This is a genomic window from Microvirga zambiensis WSM3693 (assembly GCF_016735695.1).
Classification (GTDB): domain Bacteria; phylum Pseudomonadota; class Alphaproteobacteria; order Rhizobiales; family Beijerinckiaceae; genus Microvirga; species Microvirga zambiensis.
The window spans coordinates 70751-87956 of the sequence record NZ_JAERQD010000017.1 but is presented as its reverse complement, the minus strand read 5'-3'; the positions used below and the strand labels follow the sequence as shown (position 1 = coordinate 87956).

The 17206-nt window shown below is 63.3% G+C and carries 12 protein-coding genes; all 12 read right to left on the bottom strand.

The features are described from left to right. Positions 1-23 precede the first annotated feature (23 nt). Positions 24-584, bottom strand: a complete 561-nt coding sequence (gene frr / locus JKL46_RS14870; RefSeq protein ID WP_201834104.1) for a ribosome recycling factor — start codon at positions 582-584, stop codon at positions 24-26. A 70-nt stretch (positions 585-654) separates the two neighbouring features. After that, complete coding sequence (pyrH, locus tag JKL46_RS14865; protein WP_201834102.1) at positions 655-1368, bottom strand: UMP kinase; 714 nt, start codon at positions 1366-1368, stop codon at positions 655-657. A gap of 72 nt (positions 1369-1440) precedes the next feature. Next, positions 1441-2370 carry a translation elongation factor Ts gene (tsf, locus tag JKL46_RS14860; protein WP_201834100.1) on the bottom strand — a complete coding sequence of 310 codons (930 nt, stop codon included), beginning with the start codon at positions 2368-2370 and terminating at the stop codon, positions 1441-1443. A gap of 105 nt (positions 2371-2475) precedes the next feature. Then, positions 2476-3498, bottom strand: coding sequence for a 30S ribosomal protein S2 (locus tag JKL46_RS14855; protein WP_201834098.1), 1023 nt, complete (start codon positions 3496-3498; stop codon positions 2476-2478). 211 nt (positions 3499-3709) lie between these two features. Beyond that, a complete protein-coding gene (locus tag JKL46_RS14850; RefSeq protein WP_201834096.1) occupies positions 3710-4918 on the bottom strand; it encodes a M24 family metallopeptidase in 1209 nt (402 codons plus the stop codon). Between the two features lie 105 nt (positions 4919-5023). Beyond that, on the bottom strand, positions 5024-5488 hold the full coding sequence (locus JKL46_RS14845) for a GNAT family N-acetyltransferase (RefSeq protein ID WP_201834094.1): 465 nt from the start codon (positions 5486-5488) through the stop codon (positions 5024-5026). Positions 5489-5545: 57 nt separating this feature from the next. Next, the gene (gene dnaE, locus JKL46_RS14840; RefSeq protein WP_201834092.1) at positions 5546-9019 is read right to left on the bottom strand and encodes a DNA polymerase III subunit alpha; all 3474 of its coding nucleotides are present in this window, start codon (positions 9017-9019) and stop codon (positions 5546-5548) included. Between the two features lie 379 nt (positions 9020-9398). After that, on the bottom strand, positions 9399-10730 hold the full coding sequence (locus tag JKL46_RS36310) for an MJ1477/TM1410 family putative glycoside hydrolase (RefSeq protein ID WP_201834090.1): 1332 nt from the start codon (positions 10728-10730) through the stop codon (positions 9399-9401). 179 nt (positions 10731-10909) lie between these two features. Beyond that, positions 10910-12982 carry a calcium-binding protein gene (locus JKL46_RS35520; protein ID WP_281399878.1) on the bottom strand — a complete coding sequence of 691 codons (2073 nt, stop codon included), beginning with the start codon at positions 12980-12982 and terminating at the stop codon, positions 10910-10912. A gap of 876 nt (positions 12983-13858) precedes the next feature. Further along, on the bottom strand, positions 13859-14554 hold the full coding sequence (locus JKL46_RS14825) for an ABC transporter ATP-binding protein (RefSeq protein WP_201834086.1): 696 nt from the start codon (positions 14552-14554) through the stop codon (positions 13859-13861). Positions 14555-14556: 2 nt separating this feature from the next. Then, on the bottom strand, positions 14557-15861 hold the full coding sequence (locus tag JKL46_RS14820; RefSeq protein ID WP_201834084.1) for a lipoprotein-releasing ABC transporter permease subunit: 1305 nt from the start codon (positions 15859-15861) through the stop codon (positions 14557-14559). A 6-nt stretch (positions 15862-15867) separates the two neighbouring features. Further along, positions 15868-17196, bottom strand: coding sequence for a proline--tRNA ligase (gene proS, locus JKL46_RS14815; protein ID WP_201834082.1), 1329 nt, complete (start codon positions 17194-17196; stop codon positions 15868-15870). Positions 17197-17206: the final 10 nt, after the last annotated feature.

The window sequence follows — 17206 nt, the reverse complement described above, 5'->3', positions numbered from 1 at the left end:
CGTCCCAATGCACGCCTTGAGGATCAGACGTGCATGATTTCCTTTTCCTTCGCCGCCAGCAGAGTGTCGACCTCAGCGACGAACTGATCCGTCGCCTTCTGCACCTGGTCGGCGTGGCGCTTTCCGTCATCCTCGCTGATGGCGCTGTCCTTCTCAAGCTTCTTGAGCAGGTCGAGACCGTCGCGGCGCACGTGGCGCACGGCGACCTTCGCCTCTTCGGCGTATTTGTGCCCGACCTTCACCATCTCCTTGCGGCGCTGCTCGTTCATCTCAGGAATGCGCAGGCGGATCACCTGCCCCTCGGTCTGCGGGTTGAGGCCGAGGTCGGATTCCCGGATCGCCTTTTCGACGGCGGCAACCATGCCCCGGTCCCAGACCTGGACGCTGAGCAGGCGCGGCTCCGGCACGTTCACGGTGGCAACCTGCGAAATCGGCATCATCGCGCCATAAGCGTCGATCTGAATCGGATCGAGCAGGTTCGGCGAGGCGCGGCCCGTGCGCAGGCTGGCCAGGTCGTTCTTGAAAGCGTTGATGGCGCCCTGCATGCGGCGCTTCACATCGGCGAGATCAAAGGTCGTAGCCATCAGATTCTGTCCTTACGCGAACTCTTTAACGGGCTTACGCTTCCAAGGGTCCTGCATCAAGACCCTTGGATCAAGGGGCGACGACCGTCGACGGCACTTTCCCCTGAAGAAGGGCGGTCACGGAGCTGGGAGCGTGGACCGAGCCCACGATGATCGACAACCTGCTCTCGCGCGCCAGCGCGAAGGCGGCCGTGTCCATGACCTTCAGGTCCCTGGCAATGGCCTCGTCATGGGTCAGGCGATCGAATCGGATCGCGCTGGGGTCCTTCTTGGGATCCGCCGAATAGACGCCGTCGACCTGGGTGGCCTTCAGCACGGCGTCGCAACGCAGCTCGGCGGCCCGGAGGACGGCCGCGGTATCGGTGGTGAAGAACGGGTTGCCGGTGCCGCCGGCCAAAACCACCACCTGCCCCTTATCCAGATGGTGCAGGGCCGGCTGGCGGGCATAGGTCTCGCAGATGGTCGGCATGGAAACGGCCGACATGGTCCGGGCGGGAACGCCGGCTGCGTTCAGGGCGGTCTCGATCGCCAGCGAGTTCATGACCGTGCCGAGCATGCCCATGGAATCGGCCGTGGGGCGGTCGATCCAGCCGGCGGCGCTCATGCGGGCGCCACGGATGATGTTGCCGCCGCCGATGACGACGGCGATCTCGAAGCCGGCGCGGGTGGCGTTGGCGAGATCCTCCGCCAGGGACGACAGGATCTGCGTGTCGAGCCAGTACCCGTCGGGGGCCATCAATGCCTCACCCGAGAGCTTCACCAGGATGCGCCGGAACCTTGCCATCGTCAGACCTTTCTTTTCGAATCCTCTCATGAAAACGGCGGCCCGAAAGCCGCCGTTTTACTTGGGGTCGATTTAGGCCTTGAGACCGGCCTGGGCGGCGACTTCCGCCGCGAAGTCCGGGGCCTCTTCCTTCTCGATGCCCTCGCCGAGAGCATAGCGGACGAAGGCCTTGAGGGTCACCGGCTTGCCGGCCTTGGACTCGGCTTCCTTGAGCACCTGGGTCACGGTCTTGGAGGGATCGTGCACGAAGGGCTGCTCGAGGAGCGTGACTTCCTTGAAGTAGCTCTTCAGGCCGCTCTCGATGATCTTCTGCATGACATGATCCGGCTTGCCGGCGTTCTTGTCGCGCAGGATGGCGCTCTCGCGCTCGACGGTCGCCTGGTCGACGCCGGAGGCATCGAGGGCCACCGGGTTCGTGGCGGCCACATGCATGGCGATCTGGCGGCCGAGCGCGCCGAGAACGGTCACGTCACCCTCGGACTCGAGCGCCACGAGGACGCCGATCTTGCCGAGGCCTTCCGTCACCGCGTTGTGGACATAGGTCGCGATCACGCCCTTGGACACTTCGAGCTTGGCGATGCGGCGCAGGGTCATGTTCTCGCCGATGGTGGCGATCAGCTCCTGCAGGCGGTCCTTCACGGTCGTCTGCGAACCGGGGAAGTGAGCGGCCTCGAGCGCCTCGATGGTACCGTTGCCCATGAGACCGATCTTGGCGGCTTCGCGAACGAAGGCCTGGAACTGGTCGTTGCGGGCGACGAAGTCGGTCTCGGAATTGACCTCGAGGATCGTCGCGGTGTGACCGGACGACTCGACGGCGACGAGACCTTCGGCAGCGACGCGGCCAGCCTTCTTGGCAGCCTTCGACAGACCCTTCTTGCGGAGCCAGTCGATTGCGGCCTCCATGTCGCCATTGGTCTCGGCGAGGGCGGTCTTGCAATCCATCATGCCCGCGCTGGTCGTCTCGCGCAGTTCCTTCACCATCGCAGCGGTAATGTTCGCCATGGCTTTTCCTTTCAAAGGTTCATGCATAGAGGGAGCCCGGCGCTCGTGGAACGCCGGGCTCGATCAATCGTTCAAGCGGCGCTGCATGACGCTGCGCCGGGACAGTTACGCAGCAGCGGCTTCGATCATCGAGCGGGCCTGGTTGATCCAGCCATCACGCTCGAGACGGCCGTTCAGCTTCAGGTCCTTGTCGAGCTGGGCGACATCGCCAGCCTGCATGGCGGCAAGCTGCCAGTAGTGGAAGATGCCGGCTTCGTTCAGCTTCTTCTCGAGCTGCGGGCCGACGCCGTTCAGCTTGGTCAGATCGTCCGGAGCGCCGCGGGGGGCTGCCAGACGCTCGAACTGCTCGCCCTCGTAGGCGGCGGTCGCCGTCTCTGCGGCCGGGAGCTCTTCGGCCATCGGATTCTCGGACTCGCCGATATCGATGCCCATGGCGCCGGCGCCGCGGGATATGCCGTCGAGAGCGGCGCGGGCGACGAGATCGCAATAGAGCGAGATCGCGCGGCCGGCGTCATCGTTGGCCGGAACCGGGAAGGTGATGCCGTCCGGATCGCAGTTCGTGTCGACGATGGCAGCCACCGGGATGCCGAGGCGCTTGGCCTCCTGGATCGCCAGCTGCTCCTTGTTGGTGTCGATGATGAAGATCAGGTCGGGCGTGCCGCCCATGTCCTTGATGCCACCGAGAGCGCGCTCGAGCTTCTCCTTCTCGCGGGCGAGCATGAGGCGCTCTTTCTTCGTGAGGCCCTGGCCGCCGCCGGCGAGGATCTCGTCGACCTTGCGCAGGCGCGAGATCGAGCCGGAGATCGTCTTCCAGTTGGTCAGCATGCCGCCGAGCCAGCGGGCGTTGACGTAGTACTGGGCCGAACGCTTGGCCGCATCGGCGACGGCGTCAGCAGCCTGACGCTTCGTGCCGACGAAGAGCACGCGACCGCCCTTGGAGACGGTGTCGCTGACGGCCTGGAGGGCGCGGTGCAGCATCGGAACCGTCTGGGCGAGGTCGATGATGTGGATGTTATTGCGGGTGCCGAAGATGTATTGACCCATCTTCGGGTTCCAACGGTGGGACTGGTGTCCAAAGTGCGCGCCAGCCTCAAGCAGGCTGCGCATCGAAAAATCGGGAAGCGCCATAGTCTTTTCTCCGGTTAAGCCTCCGCGGAACAGTGGACCGGCTCTGCCGGCCACCGGGGGTATCCTCATGGGCTCATGAGGGGATTCCGCGTGTGGGATGTGGGCGCATATAGGGGTAAAGGCGGTGAAATGCAAGCCGGAGAATGCCCCGCCCTGGAAGGGGCATTGGGGAGCCTTGTAGGGTCCTGCGCCGCAGGACTACCGGCCGGCCTCATGCACGGGCTCGGTCGACCCCTGCCCGATTCCAGCCACGGCCGCCATCTCCATAGGCCTCGTGGCCGGCAGCCGTTATAGCCACCGTATCCTCAAGCTTTATGAAACCTCGCCGAGGGTGCTGGAGCGTCGTCTCGATCGAGACGACCATGCCCGCCGGCAACGGAAGATCCCGGTCATAAGCGGAATAGGGCCACGGGCTGCTCGCGGTAAGCCGAGGAGCCTCATGGCTGATCAGCCCCATTCCATGCGCGACGAAGCTCGCCTTGCCAGCCGTCAAACGCTGCATCGACGGCTCGACGGCAGCATAGATTTCCGCCCCGATCACCCCATCCCTGAGTGGCTTTCGCGCCGCTTGCTGGACCTCGTCGATCTGCCCCAGCAGGTCACGGAGTTCGGCGTCGGGCTCACCCAGGATGCCCATGCGGCAGAGATCGCCGATATAGCCCCGGTGGTTGCCGCCGGAATCCAGCGACATGATATCGCCCTCGACGAGAACCTGATCCGAGGGGGCACGGTTGAGGCTCGTCCCGGCGGTGATCAAGCAGTATTCGAAAAGCAGACCTCGTATCGTCTCTTCGCGCCGGAGGGCTTCAACGACTTCGCGCTTGGTCTGGCCTGGACACACGGTGGAAAAGACCGCGAGCATGGCTTCGACGACACCTTCGGATGCCTGCCGCAGCAACTGCAATTCGGCCTCGGTCTTCACGGCTCGCAGCCGCTCGAGCGTGAAGACTGCATCAACGATCTCACACCCTTGAATCGCATCCTTCAGGACGAGATACGCATCGGCCGGCAGAAAACCCGCCTCGATCCCGATACGCCTCAAGGGGCAGCCGAGGTGGCGGAGATGCTCGACGCACAGTTGCATGGCGTCGGTTGTCGCCCGTGCCTTTGCCTGAACGTCGGGGACCCAGAAGCGCCCCAGTTCCTGCTCGTAGGTTTCGTGCGGGTTGGCGATATAGGCGCTATCATCGGGGCGTCCGCGGCAATAGACGAAGATCGGGAGATAGCGGCTCAATCCGATCGCATCCATATAGTCGAACATGAAGAACCGATAGCCGCCCAGCATATATTGAACGTTATGCTTGGACGTGACGATCAGGACATCAAGGCCTGCGGCCTCCATCAGCGTGTCGAGGCGCCGATGGTCGAAGGGAGGAACATCCAGGTCGGAAGGCGTGTTGGAGGCGATCTCGGAGGTCATAGACGTCTCCCGATGCTGCCGCGGAACCCAGGCTTGAGCTTATCACAAGCGCCAAGATCGGAATACTCTCCACCTCGTCCGGATGCGGTCTACCGAAGGCTTGTTTTAATGCGCCGTTTCGGGAGGCGGAAACCGCTTTTGCAGGAAGAACCGGGCATGCCCCTGAGGCCGCTCTCCCGCTCGGTTCTCCAGCATTCCGAACGTCTCATAGCCCAACTTCTCATAGAAGCGCTTGGCGCGCCGGCTTGATGTGTCGAGCCAGGCCCCATGGCATCCCCGCACTTGGACGACGTCCTCCGCGAGCGCCATGATTCTCATGCCCAGCCCCTGCCCGCGGGCCTCGTCAGCGACCCACAGCATCTTGACCAGCAGCCAGCCATAGGACGTCCCACCGATCAGGCCGCCAAGGATTTCGCCCTCGGCATTCCGGGCCACGATGCCGAAAGCGGCATAGTCGCTTGCGGGAATGTTCTGCCGCAAGGACTCGAGGAGGCGCGCCTCGATCTCCTCCGCGAAGGAATCGGGATCTGCCTCGACGGTGAGGCGGATGTCGGAAAGCGGGCGATCCATGCAGACAGGTCTTCCCGATAACTCCCGAACGGGATTTCTCACCCCGTCGGTCAGCGCTTAGTTCATATGCACGTCGACGACACCCGGCACAGCGCGGAGCGCCCCGGCGATCTGCGGCGTCGTCATATATTTCTCGCGCAGCTTGACCTCGACCTCCCGGTCGCCGTCATCGAGGATGAGTACTAGGGACACCTCCCCGTCGCCGCGCATCTTGAGCCGCTCGAAGACGCTGGAGATGGGCTTCTCGTCACGCAGGAAGATGCGCATGCTCTTCTGATGCTTGGCCACCGCCTCGTCGAGCGGTTCCGCCATGCCGATGCGCGCCCTCACCTCCTCGCCCTCCAGGCCGGCTTGGAGCATGAGAACGACGGCGGTGCCGGGCTCGAGCACATCGCGGAGACGTACCAGCCCCTCCGAGAAGATAATGGCTTCGAACTGCCCGGTCTGATCCGACAGGGTGAGAATGCCCATCTTGTTGCCGGTCTTGGTGCGGCGCTCCTGCCGGTCGAGCACCGTGGCGGCAACACGCCCCACGGAATTGCCAGCCTTCACCGAGCGGCAGAACTCGACCCAGGTCTGCACACGCAGCTTCTTGAGAAGGTCGCCATACTCGTCGAGCGGATGGCCGGACAGGAAGAAGCCGACGGCGTCATATTCCCGCTGCAGCCTCTCGGCTGCGGGCCAGGGCTCGTAAGGCCCGATCCTCAGCTGCACACCTGCGGCTGCGACACCGCCGAACATGTCCATCATGCCGCCATTGGCGGCCTCGTGCGATTGCTGGGCGAGGCTCATCATCGCATCGATGGAGGCGCAGGCTCTGGCCCGATCCGGCTCCAACTCGTCGAAGGCGCCGGCTGCGATCAGGTTTTCCAGCGTGCGCTTGTTGAGCATGCGCGGATTGATGCGCCGCGCGAAATCGGCGAGATCCTTGAACGGCTTGTCGCCCCTCGCCTCGATCACGCTTTCGATGGCCTGACGCCCGACGCCTTTGACGGCGGCGAGAGCATAGAGGATCTCGCCCTTGCCCTCGGCATCGTATTGCACGTCGAAGACGACGCCCGAGCGGTTGATCGACGGCGGGATGACCTTGAAGCCGAGACGCTGCGCCTCGCGGCGGAATTCGGACAGCTTGTCGGTGTTGTCGAGGTCGAGCGTCATGGACGCCGCCAGGAACTCGACCGGGTAGTTGGCCTTGCAATAGGCCGTCTGGAACGCGACGAGCGCATAGGCGGCCGCATGGCTCTTGTTGAAGCCGTAATCGGCGAACTTCGCGAGGAGATCGAAGATCTCGTTGGACTTCGCCTTGTCGAGGCCGCCCTCCTTCGCACCCGACACGAAGCGCTCGCGCTGGGCGTCCATCTCCGCCTTGATCTTCTTGCCCATGGCGCGGCGCAGCAGGTCGGCGTCGCCGAGCGAGTAGCCGGAGAGGACTTTCGCCACCTCCATCACCTGCTCCTGGTAGACGATGATGCCGAAGGTCTCGCGCAGGATCGGCTCGAGCTTGTCGTGGGGATACCAATCCTTCTTGTTGTGCTCGTCCTTTCCGAGCTTGCGCGCGCAATAGACCGGGATGTTCGCCATCGGGCCCGGACGATACAGCGCAACGAGGGCGATGATGTCCTCGAAACGGTCGGTCTCCATTTCGACGAGGGCCTTGCGCATGCCCGCCGATTCCACCTGGAACACGCCGACCGTCTCGCCGCGCCGGAGCATCTCGTAAGTCTTGCGGTCGTCCAGCGGCAGCGCCGAGAGATCGACCTCGACTCCCCTGCGCCGGATGAGATCGACGGCGGTGCGCAGGACCGTCAGCGTCTTCAGGCCGAGGAAGTCGAACTTCACGAGGCCCGCCTGCTCGACCCATTTCATGTTGAACTGGGTCACGCGCATCCCGGTCTTCGGGTCTCGGTAGAGCGGCACCAGCTCCTGCAGCGGACGGTCGCCGATCACCACGCCGGCGGCGTGCGTGGATGCATGCCGGTGCAGACCTTCGAGCTTCTGCGCGATGTCGAGCATGCGCTTGACGACCGGCTCCTCGTCGATCGCCGCCTGCAGCTTCGGCTCGCCCTCGATGGCCTGTGCGAGCGTCACCGGGTTGGCCGGGTTCTGCGGCACGAGCTTGGTCAGCTTGTCGACCTGGCCATAGGGCATTTCAAGCACGCGGCCGACGTCGCGCATCACGCCGCGGGCGAGCAGCGTACCGAAGGTGATGATCTGTGCGACCTGCTCCGCGCCGTAGCGCTGCTGAACGTATTCGATGACGCGCTCGCGCCCTTCGACGCAGAAGTCGATGTCGAAGTCCGGCATCGACACGCGTTCCGGATTGAGGAAGCGCTCGAAGAGGAGCGCGAAGCGCAGCGGATCGAGATCAGTGACGGTAAGTGCATAGGCGACGAGCGAACCCGCACCCGAACCGCGGCCAGGACCGACCGGGATGTTGTGATCCTTCGCCCATTTGATGAAGTCGGCCACGATCAGGAAGTAGCCGGGAAATTTCATCTTGCGGATGATGCCGACCTCGAAGGCGAGACGGTCGCGGTAATCCTGCTCGGTCAGGCCGGGTGCCGGACCATGCGCCGCGAGGCGCCTCTCGAGGCCCTCCTCCGCCTGGCGCTTCAGTTCCTCGCCCTCATCGAGAGTTGCGGCGTCGGGACCCGTGCCGAAATTCGGCAGGATGGGCTTTTGGGTCCGTACGCGCGTGGCGCAGCGCATGGCGATCTCGACGCTCGCCTGCAGCGCATCCGGCAGGTCCGCGAAGAGCTCCATCATCTGCTGGCGCGTCTTGAAATGATGCTCCGGCGACAGGCGGCGGCGCTTGTCGTTGGAGACGATCTGCCCTTCCGCGATCGCGAGCAGCGCATCATGCGCCTCGTAATCTTTCGAAGACGAGAAGTAGGGCTCGTTGGCGGCAACGACGGGCAGGCCGTTGCGCTCCGCCAGCGCCAGCAATTCGCCCTCGATCAGGCGCTCGTCCTCCAGGCCATGGCGCTGGAGCTCGACATAGAGCTGATGGCCGAAGGCGCTCTTGAGGATGTCGAGCCGCGCCTGCGCGAGATCCTGGCGCCCGCCGTTGCGCAGGGCGGAATCGAGCGGCCCCGTGAATCCGCCCGTCAGTGCGATCAGCCCTTCGCCGTGAGCGGAGAGCAATGGAGCGGCAACGCGCGGATCCTCGCCGAGCGGCACGCCGAAATAGGCGTGGCTGACGAGGCGCATGAGATTGCGATAGCCCTCCTCGTTCTGCGCCAGCAGCACGACATTCGCCGGCTGCGGCACCACGCGGGCAACCGGATCCGCCTCCTCGAAGCAGACCGAGAGCTGCACGCCGGCGATGGGTTGGATGCCGGAGCCCGCGAGCTTTTCGGAGAACTCAAGGGCGCCGAAGAGATTGTTGGTGTCGGTGAGCGCAAGCGCCGGCTGCTTGTCCGCTGCCGCGAGCTTGGCGAGCTGCGCGACCTTCAGGGCTCCCTCGAGCAGCGAATACGAGGAATGCACGTGGAGATGAACGAAGCCGATATCGTGAAGGATGCGCGCCATGAAACTCTACTCGTCGACGGCGCGCATTCTGGCACGATTCTTTTCTAAGAAAGGATTGAAGGACTTCCTTCCTGTGAATCCACAGGATCTCCTGTGGACGGCTGCTATCAAGCAATGGGAGAAAGGACCAGAGCCCAGATTGCCACGGCGGATCCGAACATGGCGAGGGAAACGATCTCGGCGGCGGTTTCGATGATGAAGCGAAGCATGGTCTGATCTCCGTGTTCCCAATATGTTCATATTTGTTCATTGGATGTTCTGTGTAAAGCCTGGGAACAACCCGCCGTTATGGCGGAGTCAACGAAGTCTTAACGACCCAAACGCAAACGGCCGGCGCATGGACGCCGGCCGTTTTCATTCAATCGATCGTAAAATGCTTTTAGAGCGTGAAGAGGTGGAAATGCGCCGCCGTCAGTGCCGTGCCGGGCGTCAGCTTGGCGAAGGCCACCTGCCCTGTCGGGCCTGATCCGTCGGCATCGTAATAGAGAGTACCACTCGCCTGATCGTAGACGATCCGCTGCGCGTCGGTGCTCGCCTTGAGCCCGGTCTTGAACAGACTTGGCGAGAGCAAGCCGCCGGCGAGGCTCGACCACGCGGTATCCGCCACTGGCGCAAGGCCGAATGCCGTCGTCTCCAGCGAGATCCTGTCCTCAAATGGGCTAAAATCCGCGATCGTGTCCACATGCGCAGCCCGTGGCTTGGTATCGAAACGGAACACATCGCTCCCGGCGCCGCCGACCAGCAGGTCGCTTCCCTCGCCGCCGGACAGGGTATCGGCGCCATCCCTGCCGTTCAGAGCGTCGTTGCCGCCCCCTCCCTTCAACAGGTCGTCGGAGGCACCGCCCATCAGGATCGCATCTCCGGCGGCGATGCTGCCCGCGGCGGCAGCCTTCGTCGCGCCCGGCGACGCGTACGGCACATCGTAACTGAGCTTGTCGAGATCGCGCGGGCCGACATAGGGCACATAGCCTGTCTTCGAGACGTCCTTGAGATAGGTCGAGATCGCCTCCTTGCCGGACAGGTATTCGACGTTGAGGACGAACTTGCCCGCCTTGCGCGCGATGTCGAGAAGCTTTCGGCTATAGGCGATTTCCTGGGACGTATTGCGGATGCCGTCGCCATCGAGACCGTAATAGAGATCCTCCTTGGCGATCCCGTCGATGACGGACAGGTACTTGCGCGATTTGAGCAGCCCCTCGCCGTTCTGCGGGATGATGAGGAAGTTCGGATTGATCGCCCGCGCCGCCGCTGCGATCTTCTCGACGAAATCGACCATGTCCTTCGCGGCGCTCGGACGCCGCGACGCGAAGTACTCGTACGCGTCGACGATATCGAGATAGGCGCCGTCATAGCCGACCTTCGCGACCTCCCGGATCCGGTCCAGCGTCAGCTTCTGCCACTCGGGATGCCAGTAGCGGACCTTGTAGTTGCCCTCCCAATCGGGATTCTCGCGCTCAAGCCATGCGGGCTTTGTCGCCGCCCATCCCTTCTTCCAGTAATCCCGGTAATCCTCGGCCTCGCCGATGCTCACATAGGAAACGAGCTTGTGCGCCCCCTTCGCCTTCATCAGCTTGATCTCGCGGGCGCTGAAGCTGCCGTGGCCATCCTGCTCGTAATCGATGACGATCAGATCGTGGCGCGATTTGGCGATGGTCGCAGGCTTCGCATTCTGAAGCTGATAGCCCCAGTCCTTCGGCTTGTACTTAGGCATCCTGACTCCCGCACGACATCGCTCACATCATCTGATCGATAATGGAAATATGACGCAACGGAAATATTTCTTCCTGTGAGTGCGCCCTCCGGTGACATACACCCTGGAATGATCAGATAAAAAAAGCCGGCCCACCGGGCCGGCTCTTCGCGCTTCATGTCTTATTCCGACGCGTCGCGTCAGAGAGTGAAGAGCTGGAAGTGGGCGGCCGTGAGCGCCGTCCCGGCCGCCACCTTGGCGAACTGCACCTGTGCCTGACCGCCGAGACCGTCCGCATCGAAGTAGACCGCACCGCTCGCCTGATCGTAGACGATCCGCTGCGCGGCGGTCGTGGCGGAGGTGCCGAGCTTGAACGCACTCGTTGTAAGCGTTCCGTTCACCGGGCTGCCCCAGGCGTCGTATGTCACCGGCGCAAAGCCGAACATCCTTGTCTCGAGCGCGATCTTGTCCTCCGCGGCGTTGAAGTCGGCCAGCGTATCCACATTGCCTGCGCTGGCCCGCGTGTCGAAGCGGAACACGTCCCGCCCGGCATTACCGAGCAGCCAGTCGAGGCTCTCACCGCCCGAGATCGTGTCGGCGCCGTCGCCGCCCTCGATGTAGTCGTTGCCCGAGAGGCCATGGAGCTCGTCGTTGCCGCCCCAGCCATAGAGCGTGTTGCCGATGCCGTTGCCGGTCAGGGTGTCGGCATGGTTCGAGCCCTGCAGGCCCTCGATCGAGACGAACACGTCGCCGGCCGCATCGCCCAGGGTGCCGCCACCCGCCGCAAGGTTGGCGACCACGCCGGAGGCCGCACCCCAGTACACCGCAAAGTCGAAGCCGTCGCCGCCGTCGAGCTGGTCGCCGCCGCCGCGGCCCTCGAGCACGTCATCGCCCGCGCCGGCATAGAACCCGTCCCAGCCAGCGGTGCCGTAGAACTGGTCGGCATGGCCTGAGCCGAGCAGGCCTTCGATGGAGACGTAGACGTCGCCCGAGGCCTCGCCGGTATTGCGGCCCATGGCGAGCAGATCGACCAGCACGCCGGAGGCGGCGTCGGCATAGACCGCGAAGTCGAAATCGGCGCCGCCGTCGAGCAGGTCGGCGCCCTCGCCGCCGGAGAGATGATCGCCGCCTGCTCCGCCCGAGAGCGTGTCGGCGCCGCCGAGCCCTTTGAGCAGGTCATGGCCCGCATCGCCCCAGAAGGTGTTGGCCGAGGCGCTGCCCTCGATCGTGTCGCTGTGGGTCGAGCCGTCGATCACCTCGATGGAGACATAGGTGTCCCCCTCCGCCTCGCCGGTGTTGCGCATGACGTCCCAGAGATAGACCTGCACACCGGACGTGGCATGGTAATAGCTCGCGGTATCGCGGCCGTTGCCGCCGTCGAGCCGGTCGCCCCAATTCCCCCAGCCGCCTTCGAGCTTGTCGTCGCCGTCGCCGCCCGCGAGCGTATCGCTGCCGCCATGCCCGTTGAGGGTGTCGTTGCCCGCGTCGCCCCAGAACGTGTTCGCGTCGGTGTTGCCTTCGATCACGTCGTCAAACCGCGTGCCGTCGATCCCTTCGATATCTTTGTAGGTGTCGCCCTTGGCGCCGACATTGTAGTTCTCGGACCACATGTAGATCTGAACGGCGGTGAGGCTCTTGTAGTAGCTCACCGTGTCGTGCCCTTCGCCGCCATCGAAAGTGTCGGCGCCGCTCCCGCCGATCAGGACATCGTCCCCATCGTCGCCGTAGAGATCGTCGCTGCCGCCGGCCCCGTCGATGGTGTCCTTGCCACCGCCGCCTTCAAGGCGGTTGCTGTAGTTGTTGCCGGTGATTTTGTCGTTGTGCTCGGAGCCGACGATGCCCTCGACGGCGCCGTAGCCGTCGCCGGCCGCATCGCCCATATTGTGGCTCACATCGGCCATGTTCACGACGATGGCGCTGGAGGCAGGCGCGTAGCTTGCCATGTCGAACCCGTCGCCGCCGTTGAGCTTGTCGGCTCCCGCACCGCCGACGAGAATATCCAGGCCCTGCCCGCCGTTCAGGGTATCGTTGCCATTGCCGCCGTCGAGCACGTCCATGCCATAGGGGTCGTCGGCTCCGGTGAGCACGTCGTCGCCACCCAGGCCGTTCAGCATCCCCCCGCCGGCGAGCTCGTCATGTCCCTCGGTGCCCTCTTTATAATTGAGATACTGAGCCCCGGTACCGGTTTGGATGACCCTGATGCGACCGTCCTTGAGCGCATCGATCAGTTCAATCCGCTCCCTCTCGATGCGAAGGGTGTCTTCGAGCCTCATGCGCTCAATGAATGCGTCGTCAACACCTAGGAGCTGCAGAGAACTAGAGCCCCTTTCGCCAGTATATTCACGTTCAGGGTCCCTTATTACCATGGTCGACCCATCCGAGAATCTGATGGTCGTCGTCGACTGCACGAACGTCTTATCGCGGTATGTGTCTGTTCTAGCGAATCTGGCCTCTGTATTCACCTCAACTTGCGTGGGTATGTAAACAGTCCCCTGGTCTTTCGGCAGAACTACTTTCTCGCCTTTGTTTTCAGCGGCAGTAGTCGCTGGCGTCGTAGTGACTGTTACAACCCCCTTTACACTCGTGACGATCGTAGTGATGCTCCTATCATCATTCTCGATTACTTTCTTCTCTTTAATATTTTCGCCATTCGTATTGACGCCGCCGTTGGGAAGAATTCTAACGTCAATACGAACGCTTGTGCCGCCGCTCACGCCGTCGACGCCGCCAACGCCTGCACCTGCCTGGGCACCCCAATAGATAGGCTTCTTGCCGCCGGCCCTGCCGCCGAAATTTGTTATGTACGCCAAATAAGCGGCTTCAAGTGGGCTTAGCATAGCGCGCCTCCGTTCGCAGACATCGGGCAGCTCGTGACTCCACAGGGCCGCCGACGCTCTATCGATGAGGCGAAATAGAGAAAACTGAAACTCTCGATTCAGATAGGATTTTTATTGTAATTTAACTTTTTTGCTTGGGCCTATTACTGCAAGATATACATTCCGATACGTCAAATATCTCACACGTTGCAGCCGACTGCCGAGACAGAATCCTCAAGCTCTCTTGTAGCCGGTGAGCCGCGACAGACGAGTTCCATCTCTTCGAGATGGCGGTCTTAGTCTAGATAGATGCCTGATTGCTCGCGACAGACGTTACGGCAACTGCACCACCAGCCCATCCCGTATCGTCACCCGCCGATCCATTCGCGCGGCGAGATCCATATTGTGGGTGGCGATGAGGGCGGCGAGCTTGGAGGCTCTCACGATGGCGACCAGGGTCTGGAAGACGCGGCCGGAGGTGTTGGGGTCGAGATTTCCGGTGGGCTCGTCGGCGAGCAGAAGGCGCGGGGCATTGGCGACCGCGCGGGCGATGGCGACGCGCTGCTGTTCGCCGCCGGAGAGTTCGCCTGGACGATGTTCGAGGCGCTTGCCGAGGCCGAGGAAAGTCAGGAGCTGCGTGGCGCGATCCTGCGCTTCCGCCTTCGACAGGCCGCGGATGAGCTGCGGGATCACGACGTTCTCGAGGGCCGAGAATTCCGGCAAGAGATGGTGGAACTGGTAGACGAAGCCGAGTTCCTCGCGGCGCACCCGCGTGCGCTCCTTATCGGTCATGGCAGCGGTCGGCTTCGAGCCGACGAAGACCTCGCCGCCATCGGGCTTTTCGAGCAGGCCAGCCACATGCAGCAACGTCGACTTGCCGGTGCCCGAGGGTGCGACGAGGGCAACGATCTCGCCCGGCCAGATCGCCAGATCGGCGCCGCGCAGAACGTCGAGAAAGCTGTCGCCCTGCGGGTAGCGACGCTCGACTTTGGACAGGTAGAGGGCGGGTTGGGATTGGGCTGCCGACATACTCAACCGTAACGCAACGCTTCGACAGGATCGAGCTTCGCGGCCCGCCAGGAGGGATAGAGAGTAGCCAGCAGCGACAGCACCATCGCCATGATCAGGATCGTCGCCACCTCGGTGGGATTCACCTCTGCCGGCAGCCGGCTCAGGAAGTAGAGCTCCGCCGGGAAAAGATTGGTACTCGTCAGACGCGAGATGACATCGCGGATCGTCTCGACATTCAGCGCCAGCAGCAGGCCGAGGCCGAAGCCTGCGATCGTTCCCACGATGCCGATGGAGGCGCCGGTGATGAGGAACACGCGCATCACGGAGCCGCGCGTGGCGCCCATGGTGCGCAGGATCGCGATGTCCTCCGACTTGTCCTTCACGAGCATGATCAGGCCGGAGATGATGTTGAGCGCAGCGACCAGCACGATCAGGGTGAGGATCAGGAACATCACGTTGCGCTCGACTTCGAGCGCTCCGAAAAAGGTGCGGTTGCGCTGGCGCCAGTCGGTCATGAGGATCGGACGGCCCGCGGCTTCGTCGATGGCGGCGCGGGCCTGGTCGACCCGGTCGGCATTGTCGAGATAGACCTCGATGAGCTGCACGTCGTTCTGGCGGTTGAAATAGTTCTGCGCCTCGGTCAGCGGCATGAAGACGAAGGTGGAATCGAACTCCGACATGCCGATCTCGAAGATCGCCTTGACCGGGTAGCCTTTCACCCGCGGCGCGGTGCCGAAGGGCGTCGACGCCCCGCGCGGCGTGATGAGCGTAAAGGTGTCGCCGGCCTGCAGAGAGAGCGCATCGGCAAGGCGGCGTCCGATGGCGACGCCCTCGCCGTTCTCGAAATCGTCGAGGCTGCCCTGGCGCAGATTGCCGGCGATGTGTTCGATCTTGCGCAGATCTTCCGGGCGGATGCCGCGCACGAGCACGCCGCTGCCGTTATATTGCGACGAGCCGAAGGCCTGGCCTTCCACGAGCGGAATGGCGCGCTTCACCCCCGGCACCGCCGCGATGCGGGCGGAGACCTCGGGATAATCGGTGAGCGGGCTTTCCAGCGGCGCAACGAAGATATGGCCGTTGATGCCGACGATCTTGTCGAGCAGCTCCTTGCGGAACCCGTTCATGACCGAGAGCACGACGATGAGCGTCGCGACGCCGAGCATGATGCCGAGAAAGGAGAAGCCGGCGATCACCGAGACGAAACCTTCCCGCCGGCGCGTGCGCAGGTAGCGTCCGGCGAGCATCCACTCGAAAAGCGAGAAGGGTTTCGTCCCTGAAGATGCCGTCTTGGCTTCCGATGTCTTGGCTTCCGATGTCTTGGCCATGAGCGCCTATTTATGGCTCGTCAGGCGGGCAACCACGTCGTCGAGCGAGAGCAATTCGCGCTCGCCCGTCGCACGGCTCTTCAGCTCCACCTTGCCTTCGGCAAGGCCCTTCGGGCCGATCAGCACCTGCCACGGCACACCGATGAGGTCGGCGGTGGCGAACTTGCCGCCAGGCCGCTCGTCGCGGTCGTCATAGAGCACGTCGCGCCCGGCCGCTCCGAGTTCGCGATAGAGACGCTCGCTTGCTGCGTCCGTCGCGGAGTCGCCGGCCTTCAGGTTCAGGATAGCGACGTCGAAGGGCGCCACCGCCTCCGGCCAGATGATGCCGTTCTCGTCATGGCTTGCCTCGATGATGGCGGCGATCAGACGGCTCGGACCGATGCCGTAGGAGCCCATATGGACCTCCCGCTCCTGCCCGTCCGGCCCCATGACCTTCGCACCCATGGGCGCGGAATACTTGGTGCCGAAATAGAAGATGTGACCAACCTCGATGCCCCGCGCCGACATCTTCTTGTCGGCGGGAACGGCCTCGAAGGCATCGGCCTCGTGCATCTCGGAGGTCGCGGCATAGAGCGACGTCCACTTGTCGACCGTGCTCTGAAGACCGGGAATGTCGTCGAAGTTCGTGTCTGCCGATGGAATGTCGAAATTCAGGTAATCCGCGTGGCAGAACACCTCACTCTCGCCGGTCGAGGCCAAGATGATGAATTCGTGGCTCAGGTTTCCGCCGATGGGTCCGGTATCCGCCCGCATCGGGATCGCCTTCAGGCCCATGCGCGCGAAGGTGCGCAGATAGGCGACGAACATCTTGTTGTAGGAATGCACGGCGCCGGCCTGATCAAGATCGAAGGAATAGGCATCCTTCATCAGGAACTCGCGCGAGCGCATCACGCCGAAGCGCGGGCGCACCTCGTCGCGGAACTTCCACTGGATATGGTAGAGGTTCAGCGGCAGATCCTTGTAGGAGCGCACATAGCTGCGGAAGATCTCGGTGACCATCTCCTCGTTGGTCGGCCCGAACAACATGTCGCGCTCGTGGCGATCCTGGATGCGCAGCATCTCCTTGCCATAGGCATCGTAGCGGCCCGATTCCCGCCACAGGTCGGCTGACTGGATCGTGGGCATCAGCAGTTCGATGGCGCCGGAGCGGTTCTGCTCCTCGCGGACGATGGCATTGACCTTGTTGAGCACCTTCAGACCCAGCGGCAGCCAGGCATAGATTCCCGCAGCCTCCTGGCGGATCATGCCAGCACGCAGCATCAGCCGGTGAGAGACGATCTCCGCTTCCTTCGGCGTCTCACGGAGAATGGGGAGGAAGTAGCGGCTCAAACGCATAAGGGACGCC

Coding starts and splice junctions, on each gene's coding strand:
- frr (WP_201834104.1), bottom strand. CDS start 584: ATGGCTACGACCTTTGATCTCGCCGATGTGAAGCGCCGCATGCAGGGC.
- pyrH (WP_201834102.1), bottom strand. CDS start 1,368: ATGGCAAGGTTCCGGCGCATCCTGGTGAAGCTCTCGGGTGAGGCATTG.
- tsf (WP_201834100.1), bottom strand. CDS start 2,370: ATGGCGAACATTACCGCTGCGATGGTGAAGGAACTGCGCGAGACGACC.
- JKL46_RS14855 (WP_201834098.1), bottom strand. CDS start 3,498: ATGGCGCTTCCCGATTTTTCGATGCGCAGCCTGCTTGAGGCTGGCGCG.
- JKL46_RS14850 (WP_201834096.1), bottom strand. CDS start 4,918: ATGACCTCCGAGATCGCCTCCAACACGCCTTCCGACCTGGATGTTCCT.
- JKL46_RS14845 (WP_201834094.1), bottom strand. CDS start 5,488: ATGGATCGCCCGCTTTCCGACATCCGCCTCACCGTCGAGGCAGATCCC.
- dnaE (WP_201834092.1), bottom strand. CDS start 9,019: ATGGCGCGCATCCTTCACGATATCGGCTTCGTTCATCTCCACGTGCAT.
- JKL46_RS36310 (WP_201834090.1), bottom strand. CDS start 10,730: ATGCCTAAGTACAAGCCGAAGGACTGGGGCTATCAGCTTCAGAATGCG.
- JKL46_RS35520 (WP_281399878.1), bottom strand. CDS start 12,982: ATGAGGCTCGAAGACACCCTTCGCATCGAGAGGGAGCGGATTGAACTG.
- JKL46_RS14825 (WP_201834086.1), bottom strand. CDS start 14,554: ATGTCGGCAGCCCAATCCCAACCCGCCCTCTACCTGTCCAAAGTCGAG.
- JKL46_RS14820 (WP_201834084.1), bottom strand. CDS start 15,861: ATGGCCAAGACATCGGAAGCCAAGACATCGGAAGCCAAGACGGCATCT.
- proS (WP_201834082.1), bottom strand. CDS start 17,196: ATGCGTTTGAGCCGCTACTTCCTCCCCATTCTCCGTGAGACGCCGAAG.